The sequence below is a fragment of the Curtobacterium sp. AC268 genome (assembly GCF_979258745.1).
This window is the reverse complement of the sequence record NZ_OZ409878.1, coordinates 338,094-356,258: the sequence shown is the minus strand read 5'-3', so window position 1 is coordinate 356,258 and position 18,165 is coordinate 338,094. Positions and strand designations below refer to the sequence as shown.

The 18,165-nt window shown below is 69.9% G+C and carries 16 protein-coding genes; 11 read left to right on the top strand and 5 right to left on the bottom strand.

From position 1 onward, the window contains the following. Position 1 precedes the first annotated feature (1 nt). From ACZZ9K_RS01675 to ACZZ9K_RS01665, 3 genes are all read left to right on the top strand, one after another. Complete coding sequence (locus ACZZ9K_RS01675; protein WP_463443184.1) at positions 2-883, top strand: flagellin N-terminal helical domain-containing protein; 882 nt, start codon at positions 2-4, stop codon at positions 881-883. Beyond that, positions 880-1,248 (top strand): flagellar assembly protein FliW, encoded by a 369-nt coding sequence (fliW, locus tag ACZZ9K_RS01670; RefSeq protein ID WP_027465503.1) that lies wholly within the window; start codon positions 880-882, stop codon positions 1,246-1,248. Before ACZZ9K_RS01675 ends, fliW begins: the two co-directional genes overlap by 4 nt. A gap of 247 nt (positions 1,249-1,495) precedes the next feature. Next, positions 1,496-2,416, top strand: coding sequence for a hypothetical protein (locus ACZZ9K_RS01665; RefSeq protein WP_463443183.1), 921 nt, complete (start codon positions 1,496-1,498; stop codon positions 2,414-2,416). A 17-nt stretch (positions 2,417-2,433) separates the two neighbouring features. Here the strand turns inward: ACZZ9K_RS01665 and ACZZ9K_RS01660 are convergent, their stop codons facing one another. Beyond that, positions 2,434-3,081: a hypothetical protein gene (locus ACZZ9K_RS01660; protein WP_463443182.1), complete on the bottom strand. Its 648-nt coding sequence runs from the start codon at positions 3,079-3,081 to the stop codon at positions 2,434-2,436. A 38-nt stretch (positions 3,082-3,119) separates the two neighbouring features. Here ACZZ9K_RS01660 and ACZZ9K_RS01655 point away from each other — a divergent pair, with 38 nt between their 5' ends. Beyond that, the gene (locus tag ACZZ9K_RS01655; protein ID WP_185974168.1) at positions 3,120-3,992 is read left to right on the top strand and encodes a hypothetical protein; all 873 of its coding nucleotides are present in this window, start codon (positions 3,120-3,122) and stop codon (positions 3,990-3,992) included. 93 nt (positions 3,993-4,085) lie between these two features. Here ACZZ9K_RS01655 and ACZZ9K_RS01650 read toward each other — a convergent pair whose 3' ends face one another. Together ACZZ9K_RS01650 and ACZZ9K_RS01645 are read right to left on the bottom strand one after the other, a co-directional pair. Further along, the gene (locus ACZZ9K_RS01650; protein WP_463443181.1) at positions 4,086-5,054 is read right to left on the bottom strand and encodes a beta-ketoacyl-ACP synthase III; all 969 of its coding nucleotides are present in this window, start codon (positions 5,052-5,054) and stop codon (positions 4,086-4,088) included. Positions 5,055-5,120: 66 nt separating this feature from the next. Then, entirely contained in the window at positions 5,121-5,528 is a 408-nt protein-coding gene (locus ACZZ9K_RS01645; protein ID WP_138803253.1) for a ChaB family protein, read from the bottom strand. A gap of 99 nt (positions 5,529-5,627) precedes the next feature. On the opposite strand from ACZZ9K_RS01645, the gene ACZZ9K_RS01640 reads away from it, so the two are divergent. Then, positions 5,628-6,599, top strand: a complete 972-nt coding sequence (locus tag ACZZ9K_RS01640; protein ID WP_071403939.1) for an aldo/keto reductase — start codon at positions 5,628-5,630, stop codon at positions 6,597-6,599. 234 nt (positions 6,600-6,833) lie between these two features. Here the strand turns inward: ACZZ9K_RS01640 and ACZZ9K_RS01635 are convergent, their stop codons facing one another. Next, entirely contained in the window at positions 6,834-8,108 is a 1,275-nt protein-coding gene (locus ACZZ9K_RS01635) for an ammonium transporter (protein ID WP_111030006.1), read from the bottom strand. 209 nt (positions 8,109-8,317) lie between these two features. Further along, the gene (gene zapE, locus ACZZ9K_RS01630; RefSeq protein WP_138803518.1) at positions 8,318-9,340 is read right to left on the bottom strand and encodes a cell division protein ZapE; all 1,023 of its coding nucleotides are present in this window, start codon (positions 9,338-9,340) and stop codon (positions 8,318-8,320) included. A 139-nt stretch (positions 9,341-9,479) separates the two neighbouring features. Here zapE and ACZZ9K_RS01625 point away from each other — a divergent pair, with 139 nt between their 5' ends. The 6 genes from ACZZ9K_RS01625 (at position 9,480) to ACZZ9K_RS01600 (ending at position 18,115) form a co-directional block, all read left to right on the top strand. Then, the gene (locus ACZZ9K_RS01625; RefSeq protein WP_111057222.1) at positions 9,480-10,391 is read left to right on the top strand and encodes a sulfurtransferase; all 912 of its coding nucleotides are present in this window, start codon (positions 9,480-9,482) and stop codon (positions 10,389-10,391) included. Next, a complete protein-coding gene (locus ACZZ9K_RS01620) occupies positions 10,388-10,846 on the top strand; it encodes a SufE family protein (RefSeq protein WP_027465483.1) in 459 nt (152 codons plus the stop codon). Before ACZZ9K_RS01625 ends, ACZZ9K_RS01620 begins: the two co-directional genes overlap by 4 nt. A gap of 131 nt (positions 10,847-10,977) precedes the next feature. Next, the gene (locus tag ACZZ9K_RS01615) at positions 10,978-16,398 is read left to right on the top strand and encodes a DUF6531 domain-containing protein (protein ID WP_463443180.1); all 5,421 of its coding nucleotides are present in this window, start codon (positions 10,978-10,980) and stop codon (positions 16,396-16,398) included. Beyond that, the gene (locus tag ACZZ9K_RS01610) at positions 16,395-17,099 is read left to right on the top strand and encodes a hypothetical protein (protein ID WP_301601344.1); all 705 of its coding nucleotides are present in this window, start codon (positions 16,395-16,397) and stop codon (positions 17,097-17,099) included. The genes ACZZ9K_RS01615 and ACZZ9K_RS01610 overlap by 4 nt, the downstream gene beginning before the upstream one ends. Positions 17,100-17,335: 236 nt before the next feature. Then, on the top strand, positions 17,336-17,737 hold the full coding sequence (locus ACZZ9K_RS01605) for a DUF6188 family protein (protein WP_463443179.1): 402 nt from the start codon (positions 17,336-17,338) through the stop codon (positions 17,735-17,737). A gap of 99 nt (positions 17,738-17,836) precedes the next feature. Further along, positions 17,837-18,115, top strand: coding sequence for a hypothetical protein (locus ACZZ9K_RS01600; protein ID WP_463443178.1), 279 nt, complete (start codon positions 17,837-17,839; stop codon positions 18,113-18,115). The last annotated feature ends 50 nt before the right edge of the window (positions 18,116-18,165 follow it).

Here is an 18,165-nt window from a genome sequence, read left to right as displayed (position 1 = left end):
CGTGATCACCCGTGTGACCACCCAGATGTCGATGGCGGCCGCCTCGGCCCGGCTGCAGGCCGGTGCCGCGCGGGTCGCCGAGCTCACCGACCAGGCCACGACGCTGCGTGCGATCCAGAAGCCCTCGGACGACCCGGTCGGCACCGCGTCGTCGATGCAGGTGCGCAAGGAGCAGGCCGCAGCCGCGCAGTACTCGCGGAACGCGAACGACGCCGCGGCGTGGCTCGCGACCACCGACAGTGCGCTGTCCAGCGTGTACTCGGTGCTCAACAACGTCCGCGACCTCTCGGTCCGGGCCGCGAACTCCGGCACCATGAGCGACACCGACCGCGACGCGTTCGTCACGCAGTTCCGGTCGCTCAAGGCCGACCTCGAGGCCCGTGCCAACACGACCTACGGCACCCGTTCGGTGTTCGCGGGATCGTCGACCGCCGCTGTCGCCTACGACCCCGCGACGGGTTGGGCGGCATCGGGCACCGACGTGTCCCGTCGGGTCGGCGACGGCACCACGGTGCGGGTCGACACCTCCGGCACCGCCGTCTTCGGATCCGGCGACGACTCGGTGTTCGGCATGATCGACTCCATCGTCAGTGACCTGCAGAACGGGGTGAACGTGAACGCTCGCATCGGGGACGTCGACACGGCGCTCGGAACCGTCCGCGGCGCCCAGGCCGACGTCGGCGTCCGGCACGCCGCCGCACTCGCGGCGCAGGACTCGCTGAAGTCCGCGACCGTCTCGCTCGAGAGCCGCCGCGCCGACATCGAGGACGTCGACCTCGCGAAGGCCGTCCTCGACCTGCAGGTGCAGCAGACCAACTACCAGGCAGCCCTCGCCGTCACCGCGAAGGTCCTGCAGCCGACCCTGATGGACTACCTCCGATGAGCATCTCCCTGACCTTCGCCGTCCCGCCGTTCGGGCTCGCCCCCGCCGCGGCCTTCGAGCTCTCGCCGGTCGACGGCGCCGAGGGGCTGTTCACGCTCGTCGGCGACGACGCACGGCTGTTCCTGCTCGACGCCGCGGTGCACCTGCCGTCGTACGCGCCGGAGCTCACCGACGAGCAGGCCGCCGGGCTCGGGCTGACCGACCCCGCCGACGCGATGCTGCTCGTGGTCGCGAACCCCGGCGCATCCGGCACCACGGTGAACCTGCTCGCGCCGATCGTCGTGAACGCCCGGACGGCCGTGGGCGCGCAGGTCATCCTCGAGGAGCAGGACCTGCCGCTGCGGGCGGAGCTCGCGCGGGTGTAGGTGGGGGGCTTCGCACCCGTTCTGCGACATTCCACCAGTCGTTCGCGGCGTGGATCGTCGGAAGATGTGCACGCAGATGGTGCGTGTGCATTTGACGACAAGACACGAGTCGTTCGACGCGTGGGTCGTCGCAAGATGCACGCGCATTGCAGCTGGTCAGTCCTGCACAGGTCGTCGTCGCCGCCCGGCTCTCCACAGATCGGGCGATGGCGGGAGCTGAACCACGAGGTTCGGCGAGCCTGGTGCCATGTCCAGAGCGAACGACGTCGAACTGATCCGCACGACGGGTGCGACCTCCGCTGAACGCCGCGCGCTCGAGCGCGATGTCCACCGGGGACGGTACGAACGCCTCCGCCCCGGCGTCCTCGTCCGCCCCGATGCACTCGACGGGATGCACCCCGGTGAGCAGCACCACGTGCTCGTTCGTGCCTCGGCGCACCGACTCCGCGCGACCGATGTCGTCTCACACCAGTCTGCGTGCGCGGTCCTCGGACTCCCGTTGATCGGGGCAGCACCGCCCAAGGTGCACCTCACCGATCCGACCACGACGCACACCCGTGTCACGGCGTGGTTCGTCCGACACGGTGCACAGGGGCGAGCGCCCGCAGTCCTCGTCGATCAGCAGGCGACCCCCACGACCACGGCCGCCAGGACCGCCATCGACGTCGCTGCGACACGCTCCTTGCTCGAAGCACTCCCCGTCGTCGATGCCGTGCTCTCCCGTCGGCTCACCGACCGTGAGGCGCTGGACGCGGAGCTCGCATCGCTGGCCTCCGCCCGGGTCAAGGCGGGGATCGCCGTGGGGATGGGGTCGGCGCTGTCGGGGTCACCGGCGGAGTCGGTGTGCCGCGTCCGCTTCCGCGAACTCGGGGTGCCGGAGCCGGTGCAGCAGCACGTGTTCGCCCGGGCCGGATCGGCCACGGCGATCGTGGACTTCTGGTTCCCCGACCAGGGCGTCGTGGTCGAGGTCGACGGCCGCGCGAAGTACGAGGACCCGGCGCTGCTCGACGGGCGGTCCACCGCGGACGCGCACTGGCGCGAGAAACGTCGTGAGGACTTCATCCGGTCGTTCCCCGGGGTCCGGGCGGTCGTCCGGCTCTCGTGGGCCGACCTGATGCAGCCCGACCGGGTGCGGGCTGCCCTCCGGCGGGCGGGTGTCCCGTGCTGAGGCTGCGTGTTCGACGATCAGCGCGGACGACGCGGTGCGTCCGGGTGGTACGTGCGCTGACGCTCGATCCGCGGCCGACCGGACGCTTCAGCGGCGTGCACCACCCCACCGACCACGACCTCGCCGCGGCCCACGCGCACACCCCGGACCGGCCCGGTGCCCTTGACCACGCCGCCGCGGTGGTCCGGGTCGGGTTCGCGGTGGTCGCCGCCGTCCTCGAGCTCGACGTCGCGCACGGACACCGGCCCGAGCACCTGTGCGCCCGAGCCGATCCGCGCCGGCCCCTCGACGAGACACCCGGCCGTCAGGCGAGCCCGACCACCGATCACGACGTCGGACCCGTCGGCCACGATGGTCACCGGGCCTGGGCCGAGTTCGGCACCCTCGCCGATGTGCACGGCCGCCGCAGACGCGACGACGGTCACGGGTCCGGGGCCCAGGCGGGCACCGGCGGCCAGCGTGATCACCCCACCGTGCCGGGTCTCGAGCGTCGTGGACGGGTACAGCTCCACGCCGGGCAGGACCGAAACACCCACCCCGATCAGGACGGACGCGGGATCGAGCACCCGGACCTCGGGCGCGAGGGCGGCCACCTGCCGGACGGTCAGGAACCCGGCCGCACGACGGGCGTCGTCGAGGGGTCCCTGCTCCAGATCGGTGTCCACCCAGCGAGCCTCTCACGTGCTCGGCGTACGGTGAACGCATGGCCCGTGCTCCGAAGGACCAGTCGATCGTGCCCCTGCCGACCGCACCGGTCTCCCCCACCTCTTCCGACCCCCGAACGCAGCAGGTCCAGCCCTCGGGCTGGGCCAAGTGGCTCGATCGGGTCATCAGCGTGCAGCGTCCCGTCGTGGTCGCGCACGTCAACGCGATCCGTCGCCGCAAGCCCGACGCGACCCCCGCCGAGGTGATCCAGATCCTCGAGCGGCAGTACCTGGCCGCTGTCACGACCGGTGGCGCCGCGGTCGGTGCGAGTGCGGTGATCCCCGGGGTCGGGATGGCCGCTGCGCTCGGACTGAGCGGCGCCGAGACGGTCGGGTTCCTCGAGACCACCGCCCTGTTCGCACAGTCGGTGACCGAGGTGCACGGCATCGCGCTGGACGACCCGGAGCGCGCTCGCACGCTGGTGATGGCGATGATCCTCGGCGCGCCGGGAACGCAGCTCATCAAACAGCTCGCCGGACAGGCCGCGGGCGGTCAGGCCCGGACGGCGTTCTGGGGCGAGATGGTGACGTCCTCGCTGCCGAAGCAGGTCGTCAACGGCATCGGCGGACAGGTCCGTGACCAGTTCATCAAGCGCTTCGCCATCCGGCAGGGCGGTTCGGTCCTCGGCCGCGCGCTCCCGTTCGGCATCGGAGCGGCCGTCGGCGGTCTGGGGAACCACGCCCTGGGCCGCAAGGTGATCCAGGCGTCGCGGACGGGGTTCGGCATGCCGCCGGCGGAGTTCCCGATCGTGCTGACGGTCACACCGACTGCCGAGAAGACCCGGCGTGCCCTGCCGTGGAAGCGCGGCGCGGGCAAGGACCAGGACCTCTGGACCGAGCCGGGCCAGGACGACCCCCGCTCGAAGCGGTAGCCAGGACGACCGAGAACGGCCCGGCGCGACGACCGAGCAGGGCCCGGGCACGGATGCTCAGCAGCCGAGCCCGGGCCGTTCGTGCAACCGCGCCTAGAAGGACCGCACCGGCGTCGTCACGACCTGCCCGGCATGGGCGAACCCACCACCGAACCCGAACAGCAGGGCCGGCACTCCCTCCGGCAGGTCGCCACGTTCCCAGGCTTTCGACAGCCCGAGCGGCACACTCGCGGCCGAGGTGTTCCCGGACTCGACGACGTCGCGGATGACGAACTTCGACTCCCCACCGAGCGCGGTGACGAGCGGCTCGATGATCCGCAGGTTCGCCTGGTGGAACGCGAACACCTCGATGTCGTCCATCGCGAGCCCGGCGGCTTCGACGACCTTGCGGGCGTGCCCCTCGGCCTCGGTGATGGCCCACCGGTAGATCGAGCGACCCTCCTGGTTGAACCGCCCGGGCGACCCCTCCACACGGACGGCGTCGAGCAGGTGCGGGACGCTCCCCCACGACACCGGGCCGATCTCGGGTGTCTCGGCGACCCCGAGCACGGCGGCGCCGGCCCCGTCACCGACGAGTACGCACGTCGACCGGTCGGTCCAGTCGGCAATGCCGGAAAGAACCTCGGACCCGATGACGAGCGCGACGTCGGCCGAACCGGTGCGGATGGACTGGTCGGCGAGCCCGAGCGCGTACTCGAACCCGCTGCACGCGGTGTTGATGTCGATCGGCGCCGGTCCGTTCGTCATGCCGAGTGCGGCGGCGACCCGACCTGCCGTGTAGGGCGCGCGGTCCTGGTGGGTTGTGGAGGCGACGATGACGAGTCCGACGGCCGAGGGTGACACCCCGGCGTCGGCGAGGGCACGGCGTCCGGCCTCGATCGCCATCGACGTCACGGTGTCGTCGGGCCCGGCGATCCGACGCGTCTGGATCCCGGTGCGGGTGCGGATCCACTCGTCGTTCGTGTCGACCATCGTCGACAGCTCGTCGTTGGTCAGGACGCGTTCGGGCTGGTGGTGTCCGAACCCGAGGATCCGGCTGCCGCGGAGTGCTGGGATGTTCATCGTCGGCACGTTACCCCCTCACCCCACCGCCACATGCCGACCGGGGAATGGACGGCACGCCCCCGGTCACTTCCGCGCTGCAGCGGTCGCGCGGTCGTTCGCCTTGCCGATCGCCTCGACCAGCTCGTCCTTCGTCATCGTGGAGCGGCCGCTGACGTCGAGCCGCTTCGCGACGTCCATCAGGTGCGCCTTCGAGGCGTTCGCGTCGACACCGCCCTCGGTCTTCCCCGGAGAACGCGAACCAGAACCGCGGGAGCCGGCGGCACCGGAGTCGGACGGCCCGGAGGACTCCTTCTCCTCCCAGTGGTCGCCGACCTTCTCGTACTCGTGCTTCACGGCGGCGAAGGCCGTGCGGTGCGCCCGCTCGCCCGGGCCGTACGTCTCGTTCGCCGAGTCCAGTGTCTTCTCGAAGATCTCCTGCGCGTGCTCCGGGGACCGCTGCAGGGTGCTGGGGATCTCGTCCTTGGCTGGCATGGCTGCTCCTCTCGAGTGGTCCCTCCTGACTACTCCCCACCCCTCGACCGGTACTCCCAGGGCCTGGCGCCGGCAGCGCGTCACGAATAGACCCGTCTCATGGACTACACACACCTCGGTCGCACCGGTCTGTCCGTCTCCCGCGCCGTGCTCGGCACGATGAACTTCGGCCCGGAGACCAGCGAGGACGACTCGCACGCGATCATGGACCGGGCCCACGAGCTCGGCGTCAACTTCTTCGACACCGCCAACGGCTACGGCGGCTCGGTGGGCAAGGGTGCCACCGAGGAGATCATCGGACGGTGGTTCGCCAAGGGGGGCGGTCGCCGCGAGAAGACGGTCCTCGCCACGAAGGTCTACGGCGAGATGACCGACTGGCCGAACGGGGGCAAGCTCAGCGCCCTGAACATCCGGCAGTCGCTCGACGCGAGCCTGCAGCGCCTGCAGACCGACCACATCGACCTGTACCAGTTCCACCACGTCGACCGCGCGACGCCGTGGGACGAGATCTGGCAGGCGATCGACGTCGCCGTGCAGCAGGGCAAGGTCCTGTACGTCGGCTCGTCGAACTTCGCCGGGTGGCACATCGCCCAGGCGCAGGAGGCCGCGAAGCGCCGGAACACCTTCGGCCTGGTCAGCGAGCAGTCGATCTACAACCTCGTGGTCCGCGACGTCGAGCGCGAGGTCCTGCCGGCCGCCCGCGCGTACGGCCTCGGCGTGATCCCCTGGTCGCCGCTGCAGGGCGGCCTGCTCGGCGGCGTCATCGAGAAGACCGAGAACGGCTCCCGTCGGCTGTCCGGACGCAGCGCGGAGTACGTCGACGCGCACCGCGACCAGCTGCAGTCGTACGAGTCGTTCGCGAAGGAGCTCGGCCACACGCCGGGTGAACTGGCCCTCGCCTGGCTGCTGCACCAGCCCGGCGTCACCGCGCCGATCACCGGTCCGCGCACGATGGAGCAGTGGGAGTCGGCGGTCCGCGCCGTCGACATCCGCCTCGACCAGCGTGCGCTGGACCGTCTCGACGAGATCTTCCCGGGGCACGAGACGTCGCCGGAGGACTACGCCTGGTGAGCTGAGCCCGGAAAGGCAGGGCACCGCCGGGAGGCGCGGTGCGGGTCGGACCCGCACCGCGCCTCCCGGCACGTGGTCACGTCCAGGGCGCGTCGACGACTCGTGGACCCGTCACGACCCAGCAGCGGGAGTCGCCGGACGGCGACCGCCTGCACGAGAGGCCGCGCGCGGACGACGACGGGCCCCGCGCTGCTGTGTGCGCGGGGCCCGTCGTCGTGCGGTGGTGGAGCGTGTCTAGCGGACGCTGACCGGGCTGTCGTCGGTCTGCTCGTAGAGGACGTAGCCCTCTTCGCCGTGGACCGCGGTGTCGATGCCGGCGACCTCGTCCTCGGTCTTGACGCGGAAGCCCATCGTCTTCTCGATGATCCAGCCGATGACGAAGGCCAGGACGAACGAGTACGCGCCGACTGCGCCCGCTGCGGCCGCCTGCTTGCCGAGCTGCTCGAACGAGCCGGAGTAGATCAGGCCGGTGTCGTTGGCGAAGAAGCCGAGGAACAGCGTGCCGAAGATGCCGCCGACCAGGTGGACGCCGACCACGTCGAGCGAGTCGTCGAAGCCCAGGCGGTACTTCCAGTCGATGGCGAAGCAGCAGACGATGCCGGCGAGGAAGCCGAGCAGGATGCCCCAGCCCGGGGTGAGCGCGGCGCAGGCCGGGGTGATCGCGACGAGGCCGGTGACGGCACCCGAGGCGGCACCGACGGAGGTCGCCTTGCCGTCCTTGAGCTTCTCGATGAGCAGCCAGCCGAGGATGGCGGCGGCCGGGGCGGCGAGCGTGTTCACCCAGGCGATCGCGGCGATGCCGTCAGCAGCACCCTCGGAGCCGGCGTTGAAGCCGAACCAGCCGAACCACAGGATGGCGGCGCCGAGCAGGACGAAGGGCGGGTTGTGCGGCTTGTGCGCGCCCTTGGCGAAGCCGACGCGCTTGCCGAGCACGATCGCCAGGGCGAGCCCCGCGGCACCGGCGTTGATGTGCACCGCGGTGCCACCGGCGAAGTCGATGACGCCCCACGTGGCGGCCCAGCCGGAGGTCAGGTTGAAGACCCACGAGGCGACCGGGAAGTAGACGACCGTGACCCAGACGCCGGCGAAGACCATCCACGCGCCGAACTTGGCGCGGTCGGCGATGGCGCCGGAGATGAGCGCGACGGTGATGATCGCGAACGTCGCCTGGAACCCGACGAAGGCCATCGACGGGTACGCCGCCTGGATGTTCGAGGACTGCGCCTCCTCGAAGGCCTGGCCGAGGCCGATCTGGTTCCAGTCGATGCTGAAGAACCCGACCACGCCGGAGACCGCCGTGCCGTCGCCGTGGTTGGCGAAGGCGATCGCGTAGCCGTAGACCACCCAGAGCACGCTCACGAGCGCGATCGCACCGAACGACATCATCATCATGGAGATGACGGACTTGGCCTTCACCAAGCCGCCGTAGAAGAAGGCCAGGCCGGGTGTCATGAACAACACCAGCGCAGCCATCACCAACACGAACGTCGTGTTGCCCTGATCAAGCATCTGCTCACCTCTCGATTGCACGAGCGGCTCTTGGACCGCCTCGGGTGTCACAGAGTCTGGCGAGGCGAGGTTTCACGAGGGAGCACGAACTGTTTCGCGGATGTAACGCGACCGCGCCGTTTGTAAACGTCGTGTTTCCGCCGGCCCGATGTCCCCTGCGCGAGGGGCAGGAGACCGCCGTGGACAGGTCGGTCTGACGGCGGTGGCCCTCAGGCGCGGGTGAGCGCCACCACGCGCGAAGCCGCGCGCAGGTACTTCTTGCGGTACCCGCCCTCGAGCATCACGTCGGGGTACACCTGGTCGAGCGGCGTGCCCGAGGCGACGATGCGCACCTGCGCGTCGTACAACCGGTCCACCAGGGCGACCCAGCGCAGCGCGTCGGTCTGGTCGGTGAAGGCCCGGACGTCGGTGAGCCCGACGGCGTCGAGGTCCTCGACCAGCGCGACGTACTTCGAGGGGTGCACGGAACCCAGGTGTGCGACCACCGCGCCGAAGTCGTCGAGCGTCACGGTGCCGGACGGCAGCGCGGCGGGCACGTCGGACACCACCTGCGCCGACTCGTCCACGGCACGTCGGCGGTAGTCGAGGCCGTCGATGCGCATCGTGTCGAAGCGGTCCGACATCGCCTGGATCTCGCGCAGGAAGTCCTGCGCGGCGAAGCGTCCCTCGCCCAGGGCTCCCGGGGGCGTGTTCGACGTCGCGGCGAAGCGGGTGCCGGTCTCGGTCAGTTCCTTGATGAGCCGGGTCATCACCATCGTGTCGCCCGGGTCGTCGAGCTCGAACTCGTCGATGCACACCAGGGCGGTGCCGCGGAGCAGGTCGACCGTCCCCTGGAACCCCAGGGCACCCACGAGCGCGGTGTACTCGATGAAGGTGCCGAACGTCTTCCGCCCGGTGGCCGCGTGGTAGGCGGCTGCGAGCAGGTGGGTCTTGCCGACGCCGAACCCGCCGTCCAGGTACACGCCGGACTTCGCCGCGGGCTCCGCCGACTGCTTCCGGCGCCCGAACAGCCCGCGCCGCGGGGCCTCCGCCGGACCGGCGGCCACGAACGCGGCGACGGCATCGCGGACCGAGGCCTGCGAGTCGTAGTCCGGGTCCGGCCGGTACGAGTCGAACGACGCGTCCGTGAACTGGGGCGGGGGCACGAGCGCCGCGGCCATCTGCTGCGGGGTCACCCGGGGATCACGGTCGACGAGGTGAGCGGGCAATCGGGGAACCCTTCCGGGAAGCATGTCGTGGGGTGTCGCGTTGCGTCAGGGGCACGGTACGTCCGCGTACCGTTGCCCACAGGCACCGACGCCCGATCCTAGTCCGGCGCCAGCAGCACGCTCCCCAGCACCACGCTCCCCCGCACCCCTGGAGGTACCCCCGATGACCGCACCGGTCGACCCGTCCGAGAAGTTCGCCGCCTACGCGCACCCGGAGCGCCTCGTCTCCACCGAGTGGCTGCAGGAGCAACTCGACGCCGGGGCCGGCGCGCCCGACCTGGTGGTCGTCGAGTCCGACGAGGACGTCCTGCTCTACGAGACGGGGCACATCCCGGGCGCCGTGAAGATCGACTGGCACACCGACCTCAACGACCCGGTGCAGCGCGACTACATCGACGGTGCCGCCTTCGCCGAGCTCCTCGGCGGCAAGGGCATCGGCCGCGACACCACGGTCGTGATCTACGGCGACAAGAACAACTGGTGGGCGGCGTACGCCCTCTGGGTGTTCACCCTGTTCGGTCACGAGGACGTCCGCCTGCTCGACGGCGGTCGGGGCAAGTGGATCGCCGAGGACCGCGCCCTGACCACCGACGAGACCCCGGTCACGCCCGTCGAGTACCCCGTCGTCGAGCGCCACGACGAGCCCGTCCGCGCCTTCAAGGACGACGTCCTCGCGCACCTCGGCAAGCCGCTCATCGACGTCCGGAGCGCCCCGGAGTACAGCGGGGAGCGCACGACGGCGCCCGACTACCCGGAAGAGGGCGCGCTGCGCGGCGGCCACGTCCCCACCGCCGTGAACATCCCCTGGGCGACGGCCGCAGCCCCCGACGGCACCTTCAAGTCACGCGACGAGCTCGACGCCGTCTACCGCGACGGTGCCGGCATCGGTGACGCCGACGAGGTCATCGCCTACTGCCGCATCGGTGAGCGCTCGAGCCACACCTGGTTCGTCCTGCAGCACCTGCTCGGCTACGACAACGTCCGCAACTACGACGGCTCGTGGACCGAGTGGGGCAGCGCCGTCCGCGTCCCCATCGTGCAGGGATCCGAGCCGGGTACTGTTCCGAACCGATGAACGCCAGCACCGACGCACCACTCCCCGCCACCCTCGCCGAGATCCGCGACGACTTCCTCGCCCTGGGCCAGAAGGACCGCCTGCAGCTCCTGCTCGAGTTCTCGAACGAGCTGCCCGCGCTGCCCGAACGCCTGCAGGGGCACGAGGACGAGCTCGAACGCGTCGAGGAGTGCCAGTCCCCCGTCTTCATCACCGTGACGGTGGGCGAGGACGGCGACGCCCCGGACGTGGTCCGGATGCACGCCACCGCCCCGCGCGAGGCGCCGACCACCCGCGGCTTCGCCTCGATCCTGGCGCAGGGACTGTCCGGCCTCACCGTCGAGCAGGTGCTCGCCGTGCCGACGGACTACCCGCTGACCATCGGTCTGTCCGAGGCGGTCAGCCCGCTGCGGATCCGCGGCATGGTGGGCATGCTCGGACGCGTGCAGCGTCAGGTGCAGGCGGCGGTCGCGTAGACGCGACCCGTTGACGGACAGGAGGCGCGGTGCCAGCTGGCACCGCGCCTCCTGTCCGTTGCTCGTTTCGGATGCATGCGGTCCTCTGGCATTTCAGTCGCCGGCCGTGACAGGATGGGCCGGTCAGCACCATGGGGGGAATTGACGATGGCGAAGATCCACGGGAACGATCCGACCGGCTACTCGTACAGCGCGGCGGACACGCTCAAATCGGCGTCGACAGCGCTCGCGTCGTCGATCGGCGGCCAGTCCGGATCGCGGTCGTCGTCGGTGACGACCGCGAGCGCGGAGTCCGGGGGTACTTCTCCGAGGTCTTCGCGGACAACGCCGACATCGGCGCGCGCAGCGCGACGAAGCTCGTCGAGTCGTTGCAAAGCCTGTCGGGGTTCGTGCAGGAACTCCGCGACGCCGCGAAGGACGAGGACGACCGGCGGAAGCAGGCGAAGGCGTGGGACGCCCGCAAGCGTGAACGCGAGGAGAACTTCTTCGTCGGCGCCGGACACGAGATCTCGACGTGGTTCGGCGGCGGTGACGACCCGAAGCCCCCGGAGCCGGAACCGGAGCCGCGGCTGCAGGCGGACGAGGTCAGCGTCAAGGGGCGCGAGATCCCCGCGGGTGGTGGGACCAGCGGTGGGACGTCGTCGGCCGTCCCCGAAGACCTCCGCTCCTTCGAGGCGAACACCCGCACGCTCGACTCCGACCTGTCGGGTGCCGTCTCCACGTTCCGCAACGCCCTGAGCGACTACGAGGCCGAGTGCAACCCCTGCTGGGGCACGCTGAACGCCCAGTCGCTGCTGACCGCCGTCAACGACTGGCTCACCGCGAACGGGCAGGACGCCGACTGGGCGGGCACCGTCGCCGCGCAGTTCGAAGCCGCCGGTGGTGGTGCCGGGCCCGCGACGCTGTCGGACGCGGCGATCGCGGCGGCCCTGTCCGCGGCGGGCATCGACGCCGGACGTGACGACTTCACCATCGGACCGTTCTCGGCGATGGGGACGCCCCCGACGAACGGGTTCGCCGACGATCCCGTCAACACCGCCACGGGCAACTTCCTGGAGCCCGAGACCGACCTGTCGTTCGCCGGGCAGGCGGCGTCGCTCCGGCTCACCCGGATGTACAACTCGCTCGACGGTCGTGCCGGGGTGTTCGGGCTCGGGTGGTCCTCGATCCTCGACACCCGGCTGGAGATCACCGACGACGCCGCGTCGGTCGTGCTCGACGACGGCCGGCAGGTCGACTTCCCGCGGCAGGGCGACGGCTGGGACCGCGCGGTCGGCGAAGACCTGTGGCTCCGGGCCGAGCGAGACTCCCTCGTCGTCCAGGACAACGCCGGCGGTCGCTGGGAGTTCACGCCGTCCGGACTGTGGTTGCGCAGCGGACGTGGAGCCGGCACCACGGTGGCCGTGCGGCGTGACGAGCAGGACCGCATCACGCGCCTGTCGCACGTGTTCGGACGGTTCATCGACGTCGAGTACGCGGGCGACCGTGTGGCGTCGACGACCGCCTCCGACGGACGCCGCGTGGAGTACCACTACGACGATGCTCGTCGACTCGTCCGTGCGACGGACGCCGTCGGCAGCCGTCGGTACCGCTGGAACGACGACGGGCTGATCGACCGCGTGACCGCTGCCACGGGTGTGGTCGAGTGCGAGAACACCTACGACGCCCGTGGCCGTGTCGTCGAGCAGCGCACGCCGTTCGGACGGCGCGTGCGGTTCGCGTACCTGCCCGGCCGCGTCACCTCGGTCTCCGACGTCGACGGGGACCACACCAACACGTGGATCGCCGACCGCAAGGGCCGGGTCGTCGGGATCATCGACACCGACGGGCGGCGTCAGTCGATGTCGTACGACCCGCACGGCAACCTCGTCTCGGTGACCGAGCGCGACGGCCAGGTGACCGTCCACGGGTACGACGAGCGGGGACGGCGCGTCCGGACCGTGACACCGGAGGGAGCCGACCTGACCTTCGGGTACGACGAGCAGGACCGCATGACCACGGTGGTCACCCCGAACGGTGGGGTCCTCGAGTACTCGTACGCGGGCGACGACCGGAACCCGTCGACCATCGTCGACCCCGTCGGCGGTCGCACCGTGCTCGAGTGGCGGGACGGCCTGTTGGTCCGGACCACCGATCCGACGGGCGTCGTCGTCGTCTTCCACCACGACGCCTCAGGCGAGGTCGTCGGCGTCGAGAACGCCGTCGGTGACACCGCACGTCTGATCCGCGACGCCGGAGGCCGGATCGTCGAGGCCGTCACACCGCTCGGCCACCGCACGCGCTACCGGTACCACGGCGCCGGCCTGCTCACCGCACGCGAGGACCCGGACGGCGGACTGTGGCGGTTCGAGCACGGCGACGGCGGTCGGGTCACCGCGATGATCGACCCCACCGGCGCGCGCACCGAGGTCACCCACGGTGCCCACGGCGAGGTCGTGTCGACCACGGACCCGCTCGGTCGCGTCGTCACGAAGGACTTCGACACGTTCGGCAACGTCTCGTCGATGACCCTGCCCGACGGTGCCGAGTGGGCGTTCGCGCACGACGCGCTCTCCCGACTCGAAGCCGTGGTCGACCCGGCCGGTGGCACCTGGACACGCGAGCACGACGTGGTCGGAGCCCTCGGTGCGACGGTCGACCCGACCGGTGTCCGAACCGAGGTGGGGCGCTCGCGCGCTGACGGCGTCTCCACGGTCCGCGACGCCTTCGACGCCGTGTCCGTCACGACCGACGAGTTCGGCCGTCCGACCCGGCTCGAGCATCCAGACGCCTCCGCCGAACTCACGACGTACGACGCCTGCGGCCGACCGGTCGAACTCGTCGACGCGGACGGTGGACTCACCAGGATCGAGCGTGACCTGGCCGGACGAGTCGTCGGTGTGACCACTCCGGCGGGCCGCACCACCCGGTACGAGTACGACGCGTGCGGCCGCCCGGTCAGCGCGATCGACCCCGCCGGCGCACGCACCACGCTGACCTACGACGCCGATTCACGGGTCGTCGCGCGCACCCTGCCGACCGGCGAGGTCGCCCGGACCGAGTACGACCGCCAGGGTCGGGTCGTCCACGCCGACGTGCCCGGGGTCGGCACCGTCCGGTACCGGTACGACCGCGTGGGTCGGGTCGTGTCGGCGCGCGACACCCGTTTCGGCCAGCGGACCTTCCGCTACGACGCCGCCGGACAACTCGTCGCCGCGGTGAACGGGCTCGGCGGCACCACCCGGTACGAGTACGACCAGCGTGGGCGCCTCGTCCGCACCGTCGATCCGCTGGGTGGGGTGACCGTCCGCACGTACACGCAGCTCGACAAGGTGGCCTCGTCCACCGATCAGCTCGGTCGCACGACGACGGCGACCTACGACGCGGCCGGGCGCCAGCTCACCCAGACGGACCCGGACGGGAGCGTCCTGCGGTGGGAGTACGACGCGGCCGGGCGCGAATCCGCGCAGTACGCCGGGGACCGGTTGATCGGCCGCATCGACCGCGATGCGCGTGCTCGCAGGGTGACGATCACCGACGAGACCCGTGCCGACTCCCCCGCCACCCACGTCCTCGAGTTCAGCCGACTGGGCCAGCTCGTCCGCCGTGCCACCGGCGCGCGCGAGACCCGGTGGACCCACGATGCCGACGGACTCCGCACCTCGGTGCAGTCCCCTGACGGGTCCACGACCAGGTACGAGCACGACGCCACCGGGCGGGTCGTCCGCGTCGACCACTCGGCCTTCGGCGAGGTCCGGTACGAGCACGACGCGGCAGGGCGGCTCCTGCAGGCCCGCGGCGGCGATCAGCTGCAGACCTGGGAGTACGCGAACGGACACGTGGTCCGGCACACGCGCATCGACGCGGACGGCACGCACGCCAGCACGATCGAACGCGACGCCGACGGGCGCATCACCCGGGTCGACGGACCCGGCGGCAGCACCACCTACGAGCACGACGATGCCGCGCAGCTGGTGGCGTCCGTCCAGGAAGCCCGTCGCACCGACTGGGTCTACGACGTCGCTGGTCGGCTGGCCGAGGAACGGACGGACTCCGGGGCCCGACGGTTCCGGCACGACGCCGCCGGTCAGCTGATCGGCGTCGACGCCGTGGACGGGTCGCCCGAGGTCGAGTACGCCTACGACGGCGCTGGTCGTCGGGTGCAGGCGCTCCGAGCCGACGGCGTGACGACCACGTACGGCTGGACCCCGCAGGGTCACCTCACCGGGGTGGCGGAGACCACCGCGGCAGGCAGCACCACGACCGAACTGCACGTCGACGCCCTCGGTGAACTCGCCGATGTCGACGGCGTCCAGATCGACTGGGACACCGCCGCGTTCGCGCCGACGCTCCTCGCTGTCGGCGACACACCGGTCGTCCGTGCTCCCGGTGGTCTCACCGGCGTGGACGACGGGTGGGCCACCAGCGGTCGACGCACGATCAGAGCAGCCGACGACGCCGACCCGTGGCAGACGCTCGTCGACCTCGGCGGCTCCGGCCTGCCCGGCGGCATCGCACTCGGCGCCGACGGTTCGCTGCAGGTCGCCGGCCTGGAGTGGATGGGCGCCCGAGCCTACGACCCGTCGTCGCGCGGCTTCCTGTCCGTCGACCCGGTCACCGCGCCCGCGGGAGCAGCCTGGGCCGGCAACCCGTACTCGTTCGCCGGCAATGATCCGCTGCACGCCATCGACCCGCTCGGACTCGCGCCCGTCACCGACGCCGAGCTCGAGGCCTACGCGGCGGCGCAGCAGGGACCGCTCGCACGTGCCGCAGCCGCGACCGGTGACTGGTTCGCCGACAACTGGGAGTACGTCGCCGGTGGTGCCATGGTCGTCGCCGGAGGGGTGCTCGTCGCCACCGGCGTCGGCGGTCCGGTCGGCGCGATGCTCATCAGCGCCGGTGCCGACACCATCATCCAGAAGGCCACGACCGGCGAGGTGAACTGGGGCCAGGTCGCCGTCAGCGGGGCATTCGGTGCGGTCGGCGGTGGTGCCGGTGCCCTGATCGGCAAGCAACTGGTCAAGAACGCAGCAGAAGGGGCGGCGGAGAACGTCGCGAACTACGCGGTGAGTGGCCAGCCGGTGACCCCGGGTGGTCTGCTCCGGAACGCTGCCGAGGGTGCCGCGACGTCGGCGGCGACCGGCGGCACCATGTCGAAGGTCCACCTCCCGACGGCGGTCTCGAAACTCGACGACTTCGCGCCGACTCCGCCTGTTCCAACAACGATCTATCGCGGCATCAACGCCGCGCATCACCGGTTCGAGGCAGCAAAGAACGGGGAAGCATTGCCCGGAGACTTACAGGGGCACCAAGATGGCGCCATGCACAACGGAGGAAACAGCCGAGAAAGCAAGCTCACCAGCTGGACCACCGACCGAACCGTCGCCGAGCGATTCGCGTCCGACCCATATGGAGACGGCGAACTCACACCTGGAGGCCGCGGCGTGATCCTCAGCACAGATCTCGAGCCGTACCGGAGCAGGGTAGTTCTCGGGCCTGACGAGTTCGGTGAGTCGGAAGTCCTCATCCGCGGAGTCGTCCGTGGCGCAAAGGTGGAGAGGTACGAGAGTTGAGCGAAGTCATGACTGTCGAGGTGCTCGAAGGGATGATCGAGCGCTCGGGATTGAACGTTCCAGCAGATGCGCTGACCCTGTTGACAGAACTGCCACCTGAACAGGAATTGTTTGTAGACCAGTTCGAGGCAGCCGAATTCGAGAGAATGGTGCGGGACAATTACCTGGTTCGATCTCCGAACTTAGTTGAACTTCTAGCGCCACTGCATGATCTTGGCAATGGACCGATCCTGTTCTGCCAGGCCGAGGCGGGCGAGCGGATCGCGTCCTTCGTCGTAGACGCCGAACACCAAGTTCCGCTCGCAGCGACATACCTCGATCGCGCACCGACGCAAAAAACAATCTCCGTAGGAGCACTTCGTCATCTCTTGAAGGAATTGACAACCCCGGCCGCTTTGAAGGCGTCCGCGGCGCTTCTGCCTCAAGCCTGTGAAGAAGATCTCCGACTCAGCGTACAGGACGCCTCGAGCATCGCGCGGACACTTTGGACGAAGTACAACTTGGCCAGGGAGAAAGGTGTCGTAGTGATTGGGTTGGAAGAATTCACGACGAATCTCGCTCTCCTCGGTTCTACCGAGGTTCGCCTGTGTTTCGTGTGGCTTGAGGACTCCCTCGTGACTGTCGCACTCGAAAAGGAAAGGGACCAGGTGATGGGCGCGCTGTTCGTCACCAACTTCATCGGGAAACCAGGCGAACGTTGAGAACCAGTCTGGTCGCGGCCGATGACGACACCGCGTATCACCCGCGACGGCGGATCCAGTTGTGCGCATCGATTCTGTCGACAGCACCACGGTGACAGTCGTCTTCGACGAGGCAGTAGTCAACCCGACGATGAGATTGGACGACTTCCTGGGGCGGTGTTCCGCAACCTTGACGAATCGTTGTACGCTTTCCGGAGCGGTAATTACGTCGTTTGGCCAAAAGAAACGGAGATGACATGCGCCTGTCCGTTGTGAGAGAAACCGTCAATTTCATTGGGATCGACCACATGGTCACGTTGCGCTTCTCCAACGGTGCGAGCACGGCTTTCGAATCCACATTGACGGTGGGTGAGCCGAGCGGAGCCATTTCCCAAGTTGCCCCGGACGGCGACAAGTCTTCGCTCGTTCCAGCTTTGCGTCTGCACACCCAGACGGTAATCGAGGCCCGGATCGACGAAAGCTCTCTGGAGCTGACCTTCTCCAGCGGAGTCGTGCTGAGAGCCGATCCTGACGCGCAGTACGAGTCTTGGCACTACACCGGCCCGGAGAGACCGCCGGTGCGGGTGATCGCTCTCGGGGGCGGAGATCTGTTCACCTCGATCCCAGACGACGAAGATGACCGGGCTGAACAACGCTGAGGACTGACGATGACCAGAACACAGCCAGACCTCTCGATCGCACACCTTCGAGCGGTCACCTGCAGGACGACCATCGAACCACCCGGCGGTATCGTCTCGATGATCGCCGCGATCCCGGCCGACGCTGAGGTGCACTGCGACGCTGTCCCCTCGGACTTCACCGGTGCAGTCCGACGGCACTCCACGAAGAAGGAAGACCCTCTCCGACCGTTCATCGGTCCACTCGACGCCTTCGCCGACGCGCTCGGTGACTACGCACCCTCGTCTCGCTCGGTCAGACCCCGATCGTCAGCGGGATCAATGAAACGCCTCACGAGAAGGCTGCGGATCATCGTCATGCCGAGCGAGGGGCCCGCGATCTGGCTCACCAACACCTGATGACCGGCCGACGAGAGGCCGCTCAGCGGTTCTGGTTCTTCCGGAGGGGC